This window comes from Dyadobacter sp. NIV53, from assembly GCF_019711195.1.
Taxonomy (GTDB): Bacteria; Bacteroidota; Bacteroidia; order Cytophagales; family Spirosomataceae; genus Dyadobacter.
Map to the genome: position 1 here is coordinate 3134749 of NZ_CP081299.1, position 18964 is coordinate 3153712.

Sequence of the window (18964 nt, forward strand, 5' to 3'; positions counted from 1 at the left end):
ATCTATCTAAATACCTCGCCCGAAAGCTATAATAAGCCCGAAGCGAGGTATTTTTTTGTTTCTTTGTAGTTCCATTTTAATAACCAATAAGAAATTACATATTCTTTAAAATGTCACAGCCCAAAGTAGTATTAGCGTTTAGTGGAGGATTGGATACCTCTTTTTGTGTAAAATATTTAGCTGAAGATAATGGCTACGAAGTTTACTCAGTTTTGGTAGATACCGGTGGTTTTTCGGAAGAAGACCTGAAAACGATTGAGGCCAATGCTTATTCACTTGGCGTAAAAAAACATGTTACAATCTCCAAAACAAAAGATTACTATAACGATTGTATCAAATATCTGATTTTTGGAAATGTATTGAAAAATAATACTTATCCGCTTTCAGTGAGTGCGGAACGTGTTTTTCAGGCAGTTGCTGTTGCTGAATACGCTAAGGAAATCGGGGCAAGTGCTATTGCTCATGGAAGCACAGGTGCCGGAAATGATCAGGTCCGGTTTGATATGGCATTCCGTATTATTATTCCGGAAGCTGAAATTATTACGCCGATCCGTGATTTGAAACTTTCCCGTGAAGCTGAAATTGAATACTTAACTAAAAAAGGTGTTGGCCGCGAATGGGCAAAAGCTGCATACAGTATTAACAAAGGGCTTTGGGGAACATCTGTTGGAGGAAAAGAAACCCTGACTTCTGATCAGTATCTTCCCGAGTCTGCTTGGCCAACCCAGGTTACCAAAACTGAGCCGGAAACGATCACACTGGAATTTGTTGAAGGTGAGTTGAAAAGTGTAGCCGGAGAAATTTTTGACAACCCGGTCCATGCTATTCAGAAACTGGCAGCTATTGCCCAGCCTTTTGGTATTGGCCGTGATATTCATGTGGGTGATACAATTATTGGTATCAAAGGCCGCGTTGGATTTGAAGCCGCAGCTCCGTTGGTTATCATCAAGGCGCATCATACTTTGGAAAAACATGTATTGAGCGAACAACAGCTTTACTGGAAAGAACAACTATCTAACTGGTATGGCAGCTTGCTGCACAAAGGCCAGTTTGTAGAGCCTGTTATGCGTAACATTGAAACATTTCTTGCTGATACACAAACGCATGTTACAGGAAAAGTTCACGTGCAACTGGCGCCATACCGTTTCCATATAGAAGGTATCGAATCACCATTTGACCTGATGTCTTCAAAATTCGGAAGTTATGGCGAAATGAACAATGCCTGGACCGGCGATGATGTACGCGGTTTCTCAAAGGTTGCTTCTAATCAGGTGATGATTTATCAAAAAGTAAGCGAATCAGCAGAAAGTTAAAAGTTTAGGAGTTTAAAGTTCAGGAGTAAAGCTCATGCAAAATTATCAAGATTTGAAAGTCTGGCAGAAATCTCATCAACTTGTTCTGGAGATTTATCAACTTACTAATAACTTTCCAAAAAATGAAATGTTTGGGCTTACTTCTCAAATGCGTAGAGCAACAGTTTCTATATCTGCTAATTTGGCCGAAGGTTGTGGTAAAAAAGGTGTCCTCGACATTGCCAATTTTTTCCAAATTTCACTCGGTTCATTGCATGAAACAGAATATTATCTTCTACTTAGCAAAGACTTAAACTATATATCTATCGAAGTATTTGAAAGAAGAAATTTAGAGATCAAAGAGATCAAGGCAATGTTAATCTCTTTGATTAAAAAAGTTCGTAACCCTCAAATCTAATTCTAATGTAACTCATGAACTCATTAACTAATAAACTAATAAACTCTATTAACATTGGAATAATAGGTGCGGCGGGTTATACGGGTGGGGAATTGCTGAGAATTGTCATTAACCATCCGAATATTAACATTGCTTTTGCACATAGTAAAAGTCAGGTAGGAAAGCCGGTTTATACAACACATACGGATCTGTTGGGTGATACCGACCTAACCTTTTCAGGAGAAGAAATACAGGCACTCTTAAATAAGGAAAACTTACAAGCCATTTTTCTTTGCTCCGGACATGGAGAATCGCATAAATTTCTGAATGAATATACCGTTCCTGATACTATTAAAATCATTGATCTTAGTACGGACTTTCGGGATGAATCAAACGGGTTTATTTACGGACTTCCTGAACTACAAAAAGAGAAGATCAAAACGGCAACAAAAATTGCCAATCCGGGATGTTTTGCAACGAGTATCCAATTGGCCATTTTGCCATTGGCTGCTGCGAATCTGATCAAGGATGATATTCATGTAAGTGCGGTGACAGGAAGTACCGGAGCAGGACAGTCGCTGAGTGCTACTACGCATTTTACCTGGCGGAATAATAATGTTTCCATTTATAAAGCTTTTACACATCAGCATCTCACTGAGATTAAAATGAGCCTTGGGAAGTTGCAAAACGGTTTCGACAAAGCAGTTAATTTTATTCCATATAGAGGCGATTTTACCCGTGGGATTATGGCAAATGTTTATACCCGTTTTGAAGGTTCGCTGAATGAAGCAAATGAATTGTATAAAAGTTACTACGTATCCCATCCGTTTACGCATGTCAGCGAAATACCTATTGATATAAAACAAGTTGTTAATACCAACAAAGGCCTGATTCATTTGGAAGTACATGATGGACAATTATTGATTACCAGTATTATAGATAATTTAACAAAAGGTGCTTCCGGTCAGGCAGTTCAGAATCTAAATCTGCTATTCGGGTTGCCAGAAGATACGGGTTTAAGATTAAAGGCTCCTGCTTTTTAAATTTAAACGCAGGGTTAAGAAGTTAAGCGCAGAGAGGACGCTAAACTTTTTAAGCTCTGTGAAACTCTGTGATTTAAAACTCATTTCCTCTGCGGTTAAAACTACCTGAAACTATGTCACATTTATTTGATGTATATCCAATTTATGATATTGAGCCTGTAAAAGCACAGGGAAGTTATTTGTGGGATCAAAATGGCACAAAATATCTGGATCTATATGGCGGCCATGCGGTAATTTCCGTTGGGCATTGTCATCCGTATTATGTGGATATGCTCACTAAGCAGCTTAATGCGATCAGTTTTTATTCTAATTCTGTCAAAATTTCTTTGCAGGAAGAACTGGCTGAAAAATTGGGAGATCTTTCCGGTTATCCGGATTATAAATTATTCCTGTGCAATTCAGGAGCCGAAGCCAATGAAAATGCTTTAAAACTGGCATCTTTCCATAACGGCCGGACTAAAGTTATTTCATTTACAAAATCATTTCATGGCCGTACAGCCGGTGCCGTTGCTGCAACAGATAATCTTTCTATAGTAGCACCAATTAATTATAATAAACACGTTTCGTTTTTACCTTTTAATAATATTGAATCAGCAGAAAACGGTATTACGGATGAAGTCTGTGCAGTTATTGTTGAAGGTATCCAGGGTGTTGGCGGGATCAACGTGTGTACCGACGAATTCCTGCAAACATTACGTCGTAAGTGTGACGAAACGGGTGCCATTCTAATTCTGGACAGCGTACAGTGTGGTTATGGACGGACAGGAAAATTCTTTTCACACCAGTTCAGCGGTATTGATCCGGATATAATTTCTATGGCCAAAGGTATGGGAAATGGTTTTCCGATCGGAGGAATTTTAATATCGCCTAAGTTCAAAGCAAGTTATGGTTTGCTGGGAACTACATTTGGTGGAAATCACTTGGCCTGCGCTGCCGGTGTGGCGGTTTTGGATATTATGAAAAATGAAAATCTCCTGGAAAACGCTGCTGAAATTGGAGAATATCTTTTCAAAGGCATTCAGGAAATTGGCGGATATAAAGAATTGAGAGGACGTGGATTAATGATTGGTATTGAATACGATTTCCCTGTTAAAGATCTTAGAAATAAATTATTGTTTGAACACAAAATGTTCACTGGCGTCGCCGGGGTCAATACTATTCGGTTATTACCTTCATTGGCGCTGGGGAAGGAAGAGGCGGATTTATTCTTAGAAGTATTACGAATTGAAGTAGGCAGTCTTATTTAACGCAATGGATACATTTAATACTATAGAAAAAAGATTGTAAATAGATTATAATAGTTTTGCGTCTTCGCAACCAAATCCATTGCGAAAACCAAAGCGCATATTGCGTTTAAATACATCACCAAAACAATCAATGAAACATTTCCTTTCCCTAGAAGACGTAGCTGACCTTCCACAATTGATTTCGAGTGGTATTGCGGCGAAACGCAATCCATTTGCTGATATAGAACTTGGTAAAAATAAAACAATAGGGCTTCTGTTCTTTAATTCGAGTTTAAGAACCCGTATCAGTACTCAAAAAGCGGCTCAAAATCTGGGTTTGAACGTCATTATCATGAATGTCGGACAGGATGGCTGGGGGCTTGAAATGGAGGAAGGAGTGATTATGAACGGTGACAAGGCTGAGCATGTAAAGGAAGCTGCTGCCGTGATCGGACGTTACTGTAACATCATTGGAATACGCTCTTTTGCTGGTTTGCAGGATCGTGATAAAGATTATCAGGAAATGGTATTTCAGCAATTTAAAAAATACGCCGATGTCCCGATAGTGAACCTCGAATCTGCAACACGTCATCCGCTGCAATCTCTGGCGGATTGCATTACTATTGAAGAATTTAAATTAAAACAACGCCCGAAAGTTGTACTTACCTGGCTTCCTCATTTTAAAGCGCTGCCACAGGCAGTTGCCAATTCGTTTTGTGAATGGATGAACCCTATGGACGTAGAACTGGTGATTACGCATCCGGAGGGATATGACCTGGCTCCCGAATTTGTAGGCAAAGGCCAGGTTATTTATGATCAGGATAAGGCTTTGGAAGGAGCCGACTTTGTATATGGCAAAAACTGGTCTTCATTTACAAATTATGGGCAGGTTTTAACAAGCGATCCGTCGTGGATGCTTACCGAAACAAAAATGGCCCTGACTGATAACGGAAAATTCATGCATTGCCTGCCATTAAGGAGAAATATGAAAGTAGCCGATGAGGTATTGGATGGCCCGCGTTCGCTGGTGATTGAAGAAGCTGCCAACCGGGAATGGTCGGCACAGGCTGTGTTGAAAGAAATACTTTTAGGCTTATAATATTAAAAGCTGATGTGCAGCGAACTTTATAGTTATGCGCATCAGTTTAATAAATACAATATTTCACCTTGAATATTATAAATTTAACTACTTCAATGCATACCAATACATTGACCCAGGCTTCAATCTCACAGAAAAAAGCAATTGGGAAAACAGGTGTTCTCATCGTTAACCTGGGTACTCCGGATAGCCCTTCGGTACCTGACGTAAGAAAATACCTCCGGGAGTTTTTGATGGATGAACGGGTAATTGATATCCCTTATCTGAATCGCTGGTTGCTGATCAATCTGATTATAGCACCTTTCCGGGCACCGAAATCCGCAAAAATTTACCGGCAATTATGGACTCCGGCAGGATCACCATTAAAAATTTACGGCTATTCTGTTGAAGAAAAATTACAAAAGGCATTAGGAGAAAACTATGTGGTTAAACTTGCTATGCGTTATCAAAGCCCAAGTATTGAAAGCGGCTTAAATGAACTACGTAAAGAATGCCTTTCTGAAATTATTGTCGTTCCTTTTTTTCCTCAGTATGCCTCTGCATCAACAGGTTCGGTGTACAAAAAAGTTATGGAAGTAGTGAAAGACTGGGAAGTACTTCCTGAAATCCGGTTTGTTAACCGATTCCTTGATCATCCAAAATTTGTTGAAGGATTTGTTAATCTTGGCAAAAAATACATGGCACAAAGAGATTACGACCACTTTGTGTTCAGCTATCATGGAATTCCCGAAAGACAAATTACAAAAGGAGATGTTGCCAATGTTTGCCAGTTTGGAACTTGCTGTGATAAACTCGATGCCAGGAATCAGCATTGTTACCGTGCTCAATGTTATGAAACTACGCGATTATTTGTAAAGGGAATGGGAATTCCGGAAGGCAAATACACGGTTGCTTTTCAATCACGACTTGGTAAAACGCCCTGGATAAAACCTTATACGGATGAAATAATACCCGAACTTGCAAAAAAAGGAATTAAAAGTGTATTAGCTTTCTCACCTGCTTTTGTAGCTGATTGTCTGGAAACTACGATTGAAGTTGGCGATGAATATAAAGAAATATTCGAGAAAGAAGGCGGTGAACACTGGCAGCTTGTGGAAAGCCTGAATGACAGTGACATCTGGATTGAAACGCTGGAAGATCTCGTTAAAAATGCATAATTTATCAAAATAGAGAAGTCAAGTCTGGGCGACCCCGTCTCGGCGACCCCGTCTCGGTGACCCCGTCTTGGCGGCCCCGTTTCAGAAACCTGACTTCTCTTTATCTTTGCTTATAACAAAACAGATTCTTTGCGATACAGCTCTGCAAGTGTACCAACTGCATAATCAATCTCTTGCTCTGTATTATATTTTCCGAATGAGAACCTTACATTCGCTCTTTCAGGATCAATTTGGAGTTCATTTAAAACATGTGAGCCGATCTCAGTTCCGCTGGAACAGGCACTTCCGCCAGATACAGCGATTCCTGCAATATCCAGGTTAAACAAAAGCATATCACTTATATCAGAAGGTGGAAGGCTTACATTCAAAACGGTATAAAGGCTGTTTTCAAGCTGGCCTGACTGACCATTGAACCGGATTCCTTCAATGTTTTCGCTCAACTTCTGAATCATCCTGCTTTTCAGATTTTCTATATGGCTGCGATGTGAATCCATATCCCGGTAAGCAATTTCCAAAGCTTTTGCCAAACCTACAATACCGTATACGTTTTCGGTCCCGCCACGCATATTACGCTCCTGCGCACCACCGTGTAAATATGGATAAATCTTAATTCCTGGCCTTACATACAGAAAACCTATCCCTTTCGGCCCATTGAATTTATGAGCAGCCCCAACTATAAAATTAGCTTTCAGTTGCTGAAGATCATGTTTGTAGTGACCCATCGTCTGTACGGTATCACAATGAAATAACGCATTATATTTCACACATAATTCACCAACAGTATCAAGATCAAGCAGGTTGCCGATCTCATTATTTCCATGCATCAAAGAAACCAGTGATCTTGAATGCGTTTTCAGCAAATGTTCCAAATGTGGAAGATCAACTACTCCATTTTCATTCAGGTCTACAAAACTCAGCTCAATCTGTCCGGTTTTTTGAAGATGTTCCAAAGTATGCAGGACTGCATGATGCTCAATTCTGGAAGTAATCGCATGCTTCAAACCCAGTGTTTCTATACTTGACCGAATGGCAGTATTATCTGCTTCGGTTCCTCCGGAAGTAAAAAATATTTCCGAAGGCGCTGCATTCAATATACCGGCAATCTGTTTTCTTGCTCTTTCTATCACCGAGCGCGCAGCACGGCCATATGAATGGATTGACGATGGATTGCCAAATTGTTCCCGCATGATTGGAAGCATTGCATCCAGCACTTCGGGGTCAAGAGGCGTAGTGGCAGCATTGTCCAGATAAACCTTCATTGTTAATTTTTTGGTTCTGAGATAATCTCTTTAATATCAGAAATTATTTTGTTGGCTAGATTAATTGCGGTTGTCTGTGTTTCCGATTCAGAGTAAATACGAATAATCGGCTCCGTATTTGACCTGCGCAAGTGAACCCATTCATGGTCAAACTCTATCCGGACGCCATCAATAATGCTCAATGGCTGTTTTGAATATTTGGATTGAATACGACTCAGGATATTGTCAACATTAATATCAGGAGTTAACTCGATTTTATTTTTAGAAATATAATAACCCGGATACGACTTTCTTAAAACAGAGGCGGTTTTACCAAATTTTGCCAAGTGTGTAAGAAAGAGTGCAATACCAACCAAAGCATCCCGGCCATAATGGCTTTCAGGATAAATTACTCCACCATTTCCTTCTCCACCAATGATGGCATTGTGCTGCTTCATCATCGCTACCACATTTACCTCTCCTACTGCGGAAGCAAAATATTGTCCTCCGGCTTTTACGGTTATATCGCGTAAAGCTGCTGTGGATGACAAATTTGAAACCGTATTTCCAACACTGTTTTTAAGCACATAATCTGCAACAGCTACCAATGTATATTCTTCTCCAAACGGACTTCCGTCTTCACACATCAACGCCAGCCTGTCCACATCCGGATCTACTACAATACCCAGATTATATGAACCGTCTTTTAGTTCTTTACTGATTTCCCTTAAATGTTCAGGCAGCGGCTCCGGATTGTGTGCAAAATTACCAGTTGGATCACAATTTAATTTTTTGACATTTTTGACTGACACACCCAAAGCTTCCAGCAACATAGGAACGGCAATTCCACCCGTTGAATTGACTGCATCAACAACAATACGAAAATTAGCAGCTTTGATCGCTTCAATATCGACTAATGGAAGTGCCAGGATATGGTCAATATGTTTCTGGAGATACGTATTATCAATACTGTAACTACCAAGTTTTTTAACGTCAACAAAAATAAAATCTTCTTCATCGGCAATTCTTAAAACTTCCGCACCTTCTGCCTCAGAAATAAATTCTCCATCGTGATTAAGCAGTTTCAGGGCATTCCATTGAATTGGATTGTGGCTTGCGGTCAGAATAATTCCTCCACCCGCATGCTCCATAGTAACTGCAATCTCAACAGTTGGAGTAGTGGACAGACCTAAATCTATTACACTTAAACCTACCCCCTGCAAAGTAGCAGCAACAAGCCGGCTTACCATTTCACCTGAAAGGCGGGCGTCACGACCGATTATAACTTTTAAATTTTGTGGATTAGTACGTCGTAGCCATGTTCCATAAGCAGCTGCGAATTTTACAACATCAATCGGAGTCAGCCCCTCGCCGGATTTACCACCAACAATACCTCTGATCCCTGATATAGATTTTATTAACGTCACGATCTAAATTCCTCTGTTTGTTTGGGTACAAAAATACTAAATTTCCTATGCCTTAACTGCTTTTCTTGAAACAATAGTAACTATTGATTAAAAGGGCTTCAAGAAGCATTAAACCATTTCTATATCAACCTGAGTTATTAATGATGCATTGGCAAATCCCCGAAAGGAGCCCATCACAGGCGCAAGTTGGTCAAAATCAGCTGATGCAGCCGTACTGATATGATTATTGACAATAGCTTTGCCTTCTGTCGGATCAAACCCGCGCCAGCCTGCACCCGGCAGATACACTTCAACCCACGCATGAAGCTCGTGTGCCTGCAAAGGATTTCCATATAGATATCCACTTACGAAGCGTGCAGCAATTCCCAGACTCCTGCAGGCACTTATAAATAGCCGCGAGTAATCCCTGCATGAGCCTGTTCTGTCCCGCAAGGTATCGTCCGGCGGATAAGCCTTTCCAAATTCCCTGTTCTGATAACTGAAATTTGTACTGATATAATGGCTTAGCTGTACAAGAAAAGGAACGGTTTCCCAATTTACTTCCGAAGCAATTTTCCTCGCAAATTGTTCAACATAGTTTGTTACATCACTCCGGCTAAGATATGGGATCAGGTATTTATAGATCCTGTCCTCATATAAAAAAGGAAAGTTTTGGGTAGAAAACGGAAAAAGTACAAAGTCGAAAATATTTACAGGATCAGAACTTACCGTAATTACCGCATCTACTGTTAATCTGTTCACAGGACCGTTAAAAAAATAAGCTACCTGTTGAGGGTTACCTTCTGCATCTACATTCCTGACAATTTTAGATGGTTTGGGGTCAATGAAGAGCGAATAATCAATAATACGCTGATGTGGATAAGGCTTCGGATAAATATACAGTGTATGCTGATCCAGAACAACAGGAAAATTGTAATTGTAAATCAATGAGTGATGAACTTTCAGGTTCATATATTTTTCTGTTTTAGCAAAAGACAATCCGTTTACTCCTGGTGAGTATAAGTAATGGCAACCATGCAGGCTGCCACTTTGATCCTAAGCAATAAGTGTATGCATCTCCGACAATATATCTGAGAAGTGCTGAATTATTATGGCATTCGTCAATTCATCCACTGGTTCATCGATTTTCCGGCAGTTTGCCCCATCGACTGTCCCATGGATTGTGATTGTTCGGTTTCCAACCCAAAATACATATCGAAAATGGCATTATCGACCTCGTTGTTTTTTGTCTGAAATTTGTCCAGGTATTCGTGAAGGCCCATTTTGAATACATCCTCCACCTCTGTGAATTCCAGTTCACTACGCATTTTACTCAGCGCCCTTTCAGCAGGATCTGTGTGCCCTCTTTCCGGAATTGATCCGCGAATAGCATACAACGAAAGCTCCGCCTGACGAACACTGTAAGCAATGGAACGCGGGAATAATTTATCAAGAATCAAAAATGCGACTATGTTCATCGGGGTGAGTGCACGATGCGTCTGCCGGTACATATTATATGCACTTACTGATTTGAGCACCGCAGTCCACATCATCAGGTCAAGTGTAGAACCGGAAGTACCTGCATCCTGCAAAAGTGTAAAATATTTAACATCCAGAAACCGGGAACATTTATCTGCACGTTCTATATGGCGCCCTAAACGGCCAAAATGCCAGGCTTCATTGCGTGTAATGGACGAATCAACAACACCGTGAAACAACTGGCAGCTTTTACGGATATCAGTAAAGTAATTCTGCATGTGGTCCATATTCCGGAAATTCTCTGCTGAATTACCTTTTATAGAAAGATAAAATGCATTAATACTTTCCCACATTTCCTTCGAAATCGTTTCCCGGATGGTACGCGCGTTCTCCCTGGCTTCGTAAAGACAGCTGATTATCGAATTTGGATTACGTTTATCAAAGGTCATAAAGTGGATTACATCTTCCTTTGTTGGCTTTTCATAATATTTATAAAAAGTAAAATGATCGGCAGTAGCGATCAGAAGAGGTTCCCATTGTTCGTCGACATCAGGAGGAAGGTCCAAAGCCAGATTAAAATTAACTCCAACAAAACGGGAGTAATTTTCTACCCGTTCCATATAACGATTCATCCAATAAATTGAATTAGCAACTCGACTAAGCATATGCGGCAAATATTGTGGTTCCGTGAATTAAAATCAGAATAATTACATAGTGAATTTACCAAAATACCTAATAATATATCGTAAATACAAACTACTACGAAAAATAATATACCTTCTAAAAAGAATATTATTTTGGTCAAAAAAAACTTATAAAAGCAAGGAATCTTTTCAAAAGATATAAATTTGGTAAATTAACCCGTCATTAACAATAACAATATACTTCTGTGTCTAAAAGAGATCTATTCGTAGCAGCTATTCAAAAATCGTATCAAACCAGCCAGCCTTCCATTCATTTGGGATCCGCGATATTGGACGGTGAAATTATTACAGAGGCAAAAGTAAACCTTCCTTTGCGAATGATGAACCGCCATGGGCTGATTGCAGGTGCCACCGGCTCAGGAAAAACGCGGACTTTACAAGTGCTTGCTGAACAGCTTTCTGCTGCCGGAGTACCTGTTTTTATGTCTGACATCAAAGGTGATTTATCAGGAATTGCACAACCGGGAAAGACCAATGCAGCCATTGACGAACGGTCGCAAGCATTAGGAACCGTTTTTGAAGCCAAAGGATATCCGGTAGAATTATATTCACTAAGTGGCCAGAAAGGTGCACAAATGCGTGCGACTATTCTGGAATTCGGGCCAATTTTGCTCTCTAAAATTTTTGAATTAAACGATACGCAGGCAGGCGTCCTGGCAATACTTTTTAAATATGCCGACGATAAAGACCTGCCCATGGTGGATTTATTTGACCTTAAAAAAGTACTAAGTTACTTATCCGAAGGGCCGGGCGCCGCTGAGATCAAAGCTGATTACGGAACCATATCTTCTTCCACTGCCGGAACAATTTTACGTAAAATAGTTGCTTTGGAACAACAGGGAGTCGGAAGCATTTTTGGTGAAAAATCATTCGATATAACTGATCTAATCAACCGTATCGACGGGCAAGGTGTGATCAGCCTGCTGAATATTTCAGACGTTCAGGATAAACCTGCTTTGTTTTCGACATTTATGCTCAGCCTTCTTGCTGAATTATATCAAAAATTACCTGGAAGCTGGTGATCTGGATAAACCGAAACTGGTATTCTTTCTGGATGAGGCGCATTTATTATTTAAGGATGCACCAAGGGCATTTCTTGATCAGATTGAGCAGGTTATCAGGCTAATCCGTTCAAAAGGTGTAGGTATTTTCTTTTGTACACAGATGGCGCAGGATGTTCCGGTAAATGTTCTGGGACAATTAGGAAATCGGATCCAGCACGTACTTCGTGCCTTTACGCCACAAGATGCTGATGCACTGAAGCAAACTGTTAAAACCTATCCGCGTTCAGATTATTATCAGATTGACCAGATATTAACGACATTGGGAATTGGGCAGGCATTGGTTACGGTACTAAATGAAAAAGGTATTCCAACGGAAGTTGCAGCTACTCATTTGCTTCCTCCGACCTCGATTATGGGACCTATGACACAAGCTGACTATGAAAATCAGGTACGCCAGTCGGATGTATATTTGAAATACAAAGATCCGATCGATCCTGAAAGTGCTTACGAAATGCTGACCAAAAGAATGGAGGAGCATGCAAAAGCCGAGGTTAGCGCAAAAGAAGAAGTGCAGCAGGCTAAAAACCAGAAAGAAGAGAAAGGTATGATTTCTGAGGCTTTATCATCTCCTTTGGCAAAACAAATTGGCAGGGAAGTAGTGAGAGGTGTTTTTGGGATGCTTTTTGGAAAAAGAACAACTTCTACCAGAAAGAAAAGCGGTGGATTATTTGGATTTTGAAATTTTTACAGATTTGACAACTTTTTAAAAGTTGTCAAATCTTAGTCCGTCAAATCTTAATTCGTCAGTTTCACTGAAATTGTCTTGCCGCCTGGCAAAAGTTCAAATGCACAATCTTCAAACGACGGAGCGGAAAATCTAGGACGAAAATTCTTGCTGAATCCATAAGGTTCTTTCGGTATACCCACAAAATTTCTATCCATGAGATCATTTCCGTTCAAATCGTGATACATGGCCAATGCATAACGGCCGGGAGCTAACTCGAAAGTTGCAGTCTGGTCATCGGCAGATGTCACACTAATGATTTTGGCAATCCCCGGCTTGTTTGTCCCAAACTTTTCATCGGGCCTGAATAAGGCAATCCAGATTTTACCGTTCCCGTTTTTTACGTTGGTAATTTGTACCTGAAGAGTAGCCGTTGGTTCATTGGTTCCTGCAAACAGGAAGCAGCAAGCGTATAAAGCAAGTAAATTCATAAAAAAATTATGATTTCTGATCTTTCCATCCAAGTACACACCTTTGTTCTGCAAGTTTCCCCAGATTTTCATTTACTTCCATTCTGGTTTTAGCATTGTCAAATGCATGGCGATATGTTTCTTTTAATTCCTTTCGTTTCATTGCTTCCAAAAAACGCCTGGTATCTTCCTCGTTTTCAAGTAATAATGGCGGAACAACGGCTGGCCGGTCATCGTCTCCTTTAGCAACCATCGTAACATAAGAAGTATTGGTATGCCGCTGAACACCATTTCTCACATTTTCCGCTATGACTCTTATTCCTATCACTAAAGAAGTGCGCCCGACATAATTAACCGATGCCATGAGGGAAACAAGATCCCCGACTTCAACCGGTTTCAAAAAATCAACTCCATCCACAGAAACTGTGACACAATAGGTTGCAGCATGGCGCGATGCACAGGCATAGGCTACTTTATCAATTAGTGAAAGCAAAATACCTCCGTGTATTTTCCCACCAAAATTGGCATAGGAAGGAATCATTAACTCGGTTAACGTAGTTTGTGAAAAGCTGACGGGTCGCGCATCTAATTCCATAGGTTTTATTTAATTGTAACAAATTCAATACAGCAATTTAACTTTCTTATTTCAACATAACCGTTTTCCCGGATTTGGCTGATAGTTTTGCCGCTTCCAGAATTTCTACCACAATTACATTGACGGGCAATCCATAAAGGTCATTTTTATCCAGTTTCAACCGGCCTCCCACTACATCTGCCAATACTGAAAAAGGATCGGTAAATGGTGCAGGACGAGGTTCAATTTTTAAGGTCTCCTCAGGAGATTTATTGGCTAAACGCTGACGAACCGTAGTTGGATTAACAGCAACAGCATAACCTTTTGTACCAAATACTTCCATATCCTTTCTCGCAAAAGTCCAGTTCCAGGATGCCTGAATAATACATTGCGCTTTGGGATACTGTAAAATAATTGACGCTTCGTCATCTACATTTTTATAAATATCCGGTTTGTTCTGGTGCGTAACTGCGGTTACAGAAACCGGGCGTTCTCCTTTTAAAAGCCAGGTCATCAGATTTGCTCCGTAACATCCAAAATCTGTTAGCGCTCCTGCTCCGTTTTTAGCAGGATCGGTTAAAATAGCAAAGAACTCTTTACTTACACCGATTTCCTTTGGACCTTCATGCCCGTCGTTTACCATTACTTTCCTGATTTCACCCAATTTCCCGTCTGTAAGCAAATCGTGTACATATTGATTGCTCGCATACCAGGATGTTTCAAAATTAGTCAGCACCTGAACATTATTCTGTGTTGCTAATTTCTCAATTTCTTTGGCATCAGCAAATGTCGTAGCCAAAGGTTTTTCCACCATCACATGAATTTTCCTGGGCGCACAGGCTCTTACAATGGCAATATGTTCACTAATCGGCCCGAAAGCTGAAACGGCATCCGGTTTTACCTGATCGAGCATTTTATTCAGATCATTAAAAAACAGGCTTTTATCCAATTTGTATTTGGAAATAAACTGATCTACCAGTTCCTGATTCGTTTCATAAACACCTACCAGTTCAGTATCTTTTTTATCCGATCGGTTAAAAGCCCAGCCAACATGCCCGTGACTTAAACCGGCAACCGCCAAACGCATAGGCTTTTGAGCAAATATTTCCGTAGAAATCAAACAAAAAAATAACAGCAAAAAGGCTTTCATATGTAATATTGAGCTAAATGAATTTCAGATTAAAGTACTCAAAGAGATAAAGCTACCCAAAAACTGAGGTTCTGTTGCCGGCCCACCCACCGAAAGCCGAAAGCGCCTTAATCCATTTTATCAATAATATCCTTAATTACTTCCTGTAAATATGCGCCGTTATAAGGCCCGTACCAGCTCATAGGTTTGGTTTCGTACAAGTCGCGGTCGAAATATTTGTCATGCGTAATGTAGCCAATATAACCTCCGTTGAAGCTCGTTACCATCAGATTCAATCCTTTTGTTTTGGCATAAGCATCCAGTCCGGCTACTAGTTCCCCCGAAAAATCGCATGGCATACCTACCATTAAAATATTCCCGATCCGGAGGGCTTTTACAAAAACCGGATATTCTCCAAATGCTTTTTTAAATACCCACGACCGCAATACAATATCCATCGTTAACCTTGGTGACGGATCTCTTAACGGCAAAGGAATGGTTAACGTCCTTATAACCAATTCATTTTTAGGCTGTCTGATAATTTTAGAAGAAAGTAAAGATTGCTGTACACCGAATGCCTGGTTTTTCATTTCATCAAAATCATCCGTTCCTTTTTCAACAGGTGCCATACTACCTACCGCACCAGCCATATACATGGCAAAATTATACCGTCCTTTTTCCAGAGAATCAATCAATATGCCCGGATAATCACGCGACAGAACCATATTCTTAGAGTTCATCACTGTGGAATGTGCTGCATAGGAGCTCAAAACTGCTTTTTCACCACTTTTATTTACAAGAGCCAAGGACCGGATTTCCGGATCAATACTACCTTCATCACCAACCAGCCTGTTTCGGATGTCAATGGTATCTTTTGCCTCCAGATACGTAAGCTTAGCTGGCTCAATTTTTGCTTTTGCCTGTACAATAGCCTGGAAAATGGCATCAGCAATACGGTCAACTGTGACCTGGTCATACTTTCCTGAAAAGAATAAACCTGAAATGCCGGTTCCCCAGCCACCTACACTGTTATGGCTATGCGTCGCTCCAAAATATACCTGATCAAATGGAATTTCCTTTTCGGTTAGCCGTGTCTGCAGGATTTTTGTCACGGTTGGCGGAATAATAAGGAGATCTGCGGCAATAATAGCTGCCTGTGTTACGCCATTATCAATCACCATGGCTCTTATGTAAATAGAATCATGTACTGAGACATAAGATTTGCCGCGCCTATTGCCGTAACCTGCCATTGGTGTGGGCGAAGCAGGAGTTATATTTACCTTAGACCAACCTGCTTTCAGTTCGCCCGCTATTGAACTATCGCTTTTTACATTTCCAATTTCTGTCTTCCATTGTTTGTAATAAGGCATTTCTTTATAAGGCGTATGATCCATTGTTGTGATCATAGTCGAAATTATGAGCAGCAAAATGAGCAGAACAACACCAATTAACTTAAATAAAATTTTAAGAAATTTCATCAATCGTAGAGTTTAGGTAAATCAGGCCGTAAAGATATAGAAGGAAAGGAAAACTTGGTTTAAATCTAATTCCATATCCAAATCGGTGACAAGCTGCGCCGCAGATAATCAAATTAAATTGCTCCCCGATCTTTTAACTCAAGATATTTATTGATTGTATTAACCGATAACTGCTTTGGTGCGGTCAGTATTGACTGAATTCCGTAACGGTTTAATTCTGCTGTAATTTTTTCTTTTCATAAAAAAACCGATGGGCAATTGTTTTCAGATAAACCTGTTCCAGGTCTTTTGCCGGAGATTCTATTAAATGTTTTGTTTCCGTATTTTCAAACAAAATCACGACTAAAAGATGATCCTTGGCCAATCGCCGCAAGTATGGTAACTGTCTTTGTAAAGCTTCAAGTGTTTCAAAATTTGTAAAAAGTAAAAGCAGGCTCCTTTGCCGTACCTGATGGCGGACTGCTACACTCAGCCGCTCAAAATCAGTTTCCAGGAATCTCGTTTTTTGGCGATACAGTACTGACAGTATTTTTTGCAGATGCCCTGATCGCCGATCGGCTGCAACGATCTGGCCCATCGTATCCGAAAAAGTGATCAAACCGGCTTTATCTTCTTTGATCAATGCAATGTTGCTCATAACGAGCGTGGAATTAATTGCGTAATCCAGTAATGTTAATCCTTCAAACGGAGACTGCATAACGCGGCCCTTGTCAATCAGACAATAGACTGTCTGTTGTTTTTCATCCTGATAAGCATTTACCATGATGTCGCCCCGGCGCGCACTGGCTTTCCAGTTAACCGAACGGCGGTCGTCTCCTGGTACATAATTACGTACCTGATCAAACTCCATCGAATGTCCGACTCTGCGGATTCTCTTTACCCCAATTTCGCTTAGCCGGTTTGCCACAGCCAGTAAGGCATATTGCCGCATTTGAAGAAACGAAGGATAAACGGCAGTTACTTTTTTATCTTCAAACTGAAAACGTCTTTTTACAAGTTTCAGCGGGGTAATCGCAAACACATTAACCTGGCCAAATTCATACTCGCCACGTTGTACCGGACGTAATGTATAATGAATCTGTTGTTCAGAAACCGGAGCCATTTCTGCATGAAACAGAATATCACGTCTTTGAAACTGATGCGGAATTTCATCAACAATTTCCAGGCGGACTTTAAAAGAATACCGGTTTTCCAGATATAAGGTGATTGGATTTTCATCACCATTTGATAACCTGTCCGGCGAACTTCTTCTGGCAAAAATCCCGGCTTTCACTTTGTACAGAGCAAATGTATCCGCAGCAAGCAATATTAATATAACGATCAGCAATACATTAAAAATGGGTAACAGCCATAAGAAAACATACGCCAGAATAAAGCACAAGACCAGACTGACCCAGACTATCCAGAATGTCTTGGTGAAATACAGCGAACGAAAGAATTTTATCATTTTTTTGGCTGTTAGCTTTGAGCTATTGGCTTTTTAAACTCATCAATATCATTTACTGCAATTTATCTTGGCACTGCGGTTTTTTCTAAAATCAAACGAATTAGATCATCTGGCGTTGAACCTTCCATTTCACGCTCGGGAGTGAGTATTATACGATGCCGTAAAACCGGATACGCCAGCTCCTGAACATCGTCAGGTGTTATAAAATCTCTGCCTCTTAATGCCGCCAAAGCTTTGCAACTATTAAGCAACGCAACGGATGCGCGTGGAGATGCACCTAAAAACAGCGCCGGATGTGCGCGTGTTGCACCTACTACGGATACTATGTATTCCAGCAATTTCTCTTCCACATGGACCATCAGGATTTTATCCCGTAAAGCATTCAGCTGGTCAGCAGTAATGGCAGGTTTTACTTCATCTACCGCATCTCTTAGCCTTCGACGCTCATTATGCCCTTTCAGGATTTCAGCTTCCTCTGCTGCCGTCGGATAACCGACAGTCAGTTTGAACAGAAAACGATCCAGTTGCGCTTCCGGCAAACGGTACGTTCCTTCATGTTCCACAGGATTTTGGGTTGCTAATATCAGAAATGGCTCAGACATGGGATAAGTAGTTCCATCGACCGTTACCTGCCGCTCTTCCATTACTTCAAAAAGTGCCGATTGTGTTTTGGCAGGAGCGCGGTTTACTTCATCTACCAGAACTATATTGGCAAAAACCGGCCCTTTTTTAAACTCGAATTCAGTATTTTTTGTGTTGTATAAGGATGTTCCCAGTACATCAGAAGGCATCAGATCCGGTGTAAACTGGATTCTGCCAAATTCAACCTCAATCGTTTTGGCTATTACTTTTGCCATCAGTGTTTTGGCAACTCCCGGAACTCCTTCAAGCAGAATATGGCCGTCGGCCAAAAGTGCAGTCAGGATATACTCTATCGTTAGGTGCTGACCTACAACAACCTGGCCTATCTCCGACTTTATTCTATTTACTGCTTCCTGTAAATCACTGAGTTCTATTCTGTTTGTAAATTCCATTGGTTCTGGTGTTGTCGTGGTCCGGGGTAATAATTCGAACTGAGTTTTTATTCATTCCCAGGA

At 40.6% G+C, this 18964-nt stretch carries 18 protein-coding genes; 8 read left to right on the forward strand and 10 right to left on the reverse strand.

Annotated features, from left to right (window positions below):
* Positions 1 to 110 precede the first annotated feature (110 nt).
* The 6 genes from argG (at position 111) to hemH (ending at position 6214) form a co-directional block, all read left to right on the forward strand.
* Positions 111 to 1313, forward strand: a complete 1203-nt coding sequence (gene argG, locus KZC02_RS12555; RefSeq protein ID WP_221394408.1) for an argininosuccinate synthase — start codon at positions 111 to 113, stop codon at positions 1311 to 1313.
* Between the two features lie 34 nt (positions 1314 to 1347).
* Positions 1348 to 1710, forward strand: a complete 363-nt coding sequence (locus KZC02_RS12560; protein WP_221394409.1) for a four helix bundle protein — start codon at positions 1348 to 1350, stop codon at positions 1708 to 1710.
* Positions 1711 to 1724: 14 nt separating this feature from the next.
* On the forward strand, positions 1725 to 2732 hold the full coding sequence (gene argC / locus KZC02_RS12565; RefSeq protein WP_221394410.1) for an N-acetyl-gamma-glutamyl-phosphate reductase: 1008 nt from the start codon (positions 1725 to 1727) through the stop codon (positions 2730 to 2732).
* Between the two features lie 113 nt (positions 2733 to 2845).
* Positions 2846 to 3979, forward strand: coding sequence for an aspartate aminotransferase family protein (locus tag KZC02_RS12570; protein ID WP_221394411.1), 1134 nt, complete (start codon positions 2846 to 2848; stop codon positions 3977 to 3979).
* 130 nt (positions 3980 to 4109) lie between these two features.
* Entirely contained in the window at positions 4110 to 5057 is a 948-nt protein-coding gene (locus tag KZC02_RS12575; RefSeq protein ID WP_221394412.1) for an N-acetylornithine carbamoyltransferase, read from the forward strand.
* Positions 5058 to 5152: 95 nt separating this feature from the next.
* On the forward strand, positions 5153 to 6214 hold the full coding sequence (gene hemH / locus KZC02_RS12580; RefSeq protein ID WP_221394413.1) for a ferrochelatase: 1062 nt from the start codon (positions 5153 to 5155) through the stop codon (positions 6212 to 6214).
* 110 nt (positions 6215 to 6324) lie between these two features.
* Here the strand turns inward: hemH and KZC02_RS12585 are convergent, their stop codons facing one another.
* The 4 genes from KZC02_RS12585 to KZC02_RS12600 all read right to left on the reverse strand — a co-directional run bounded on the left by KZC02_RS12585 (position 6325) and on the right by KZC02_RS12600 (position 11002).
* Entirely contained in the window at positions 6325 to 7473 is a 1149-nt protein-coding gene (locus KZC02_RS12585) for a cysteine desulfurase family protein (protein WP_221394414.1), read from the reverse strand.
* A gap of 2 nt (positions 7474 to 7475) precedes the next feature.
* The gene (gene glmM / locus KZC02_RS12590) at positions 7476 to 8879 is read right to left on the reverse strand and encodes a phosphoglucosamine mutase (protein ID WP_221394415.1); all 1404 of its coding nucleotides are present in this window, start codon (positions 8877 to 8879) and stop codon (positions 7476 to 7478) included.
* 108 nt (positions 8880 to 8987) lie between these two features.
* Positions 8988 to 9830, reverse strand: coding sequence for a transglutaminase family protein (locus KZC02_RS12595; RefSeq protein ID WP_221394416.1), 843 nt, complete (start codon positions 9828 to 9830; stop codon positions 8988 to 8990).
* A 149-nt stretch (positions 9831 to 9979) separates the two neighbouring features.
* Positions 9980 to 11002, reverse strand: a complete 1023-nt coding sequence (locus KZC02_RS12600; RefSeq protein WP_221394417.1) for an alpha-E domain-containing protein — start codon at positions 11000 to 11002, stop codon at positions 9980 to 9982.
* Between the two features lie 224 nt (positions 11003 to 11226).
* On the opposite strand from KZC02_RS12600, the gene KZC02_RS32480 reads away from it, so the two are divergent.
* Positions 11227 to 12063: a helicase HerA-like domain-containing protein gene (locus KZC02_RS32480; RefSeq protein ID WP_255637422.1), complete on the forward strand. Its 837-nt coding sequence runs from the start codon at positions 11227 to 11229 to the stop codon at positions 12061 to 12063.
* Positions 12026 to 12784, forward strand: coding sequence for a helicase HerA-like domain-containing protein (locus KZC02_RS32485; protein WP_255637424.1), 759 nt, complete (start codon positions 12026 to 12028; stop codon positions 12782 to 12784). Before KZC02_RS32480 ends, KZC02_RS32485 begins: the two co-directional genes overlap by 38 nt.
* Before the next feature lie 56 nt (positions 12785 to 12840).
* On the opposite strand, the gene KZC02_RS12610 is transcribed toward KZC02_RS32485, so the two are convergent.
* From KZC02_RS12610 to KZC02_RS12635, 6 genes are all read right to left on the reverse strand, one after another.
* The gene (locus KZC02_RS12610; protein WP_221394418.1) at positions 12841 to 13260 is read right to left on the reverse strand and encodes a DUF2141 domain-containing protein; all 420 of its coding nucleotides are present in this window, start codon (positions 13258 to 13260) and stop codon (positions 12841 to 12843) included.
* A gap of 7 nt (positions 13261 to 13267) precedes the next feature.
* On the reverse strand, positions 13268 to 13834 hold the full coding sequence (locus KZC02_RS12615; RefSeq protein WP_221394419.1) for an acyl-CoA thioesterase: 567 nt from the start codon (positions 13832 to 13834) through the stop codon (positions 13268 to 13270).
* 46 nt (positions 13835 to 13880) lie between these two features.
* A complete protein-coding gene (locus KZC02_RS12620) occupies positions 13881 to 14963 on the reverse strand; it encodes a Gfo/Idh/MocA family protein (protein ID WP_221394420.1) in 1083 nt (360 codons plus the stop codon).
* A gap of 107 nt (positions 14964 to 15070) precedes the next feature.
* Positions 15071 to 16420 carry a neutral/alkaline non-lysosomal ceramidase N-terminal domain-containing protein gene (locus tag KZC02_RS12625; protein ID WP_221394421.1) on the reverse strand — a complete coding sequence of 450 codons (1350 nt, stop codon included), beginning with the start codon at positions 16418 to 16420 and terminating at the stop codon, positions 15071 to 15073.
* Positions 16421 to 16631: 211 nt separating this feature from the next.
* Positions 16632 to 17867, reverse strand: coding sequence for a DUF58 domain-containing protein (locus tag KZC02_RS12630; RefSeq protein WP_310590435.1), 1236 nt, complete (start codon positions 17865 to 17867; stop codon positions 16632 to 16634).
* Between the two features lie 62 nt (positions 17868 to 17929).
* A complete protein-coding gene (locus tag KZC02_RS12635; RefSeq protein WP_221394422.1) occupies positions 17930 to 18901 on the reverse strand; it encodes a MoxR family ATPase in 972 nt (323 codons plus the stop codon).
* Between the last annotated feature and the right edge of the window lie 63 nt (positions 18902 to 18964).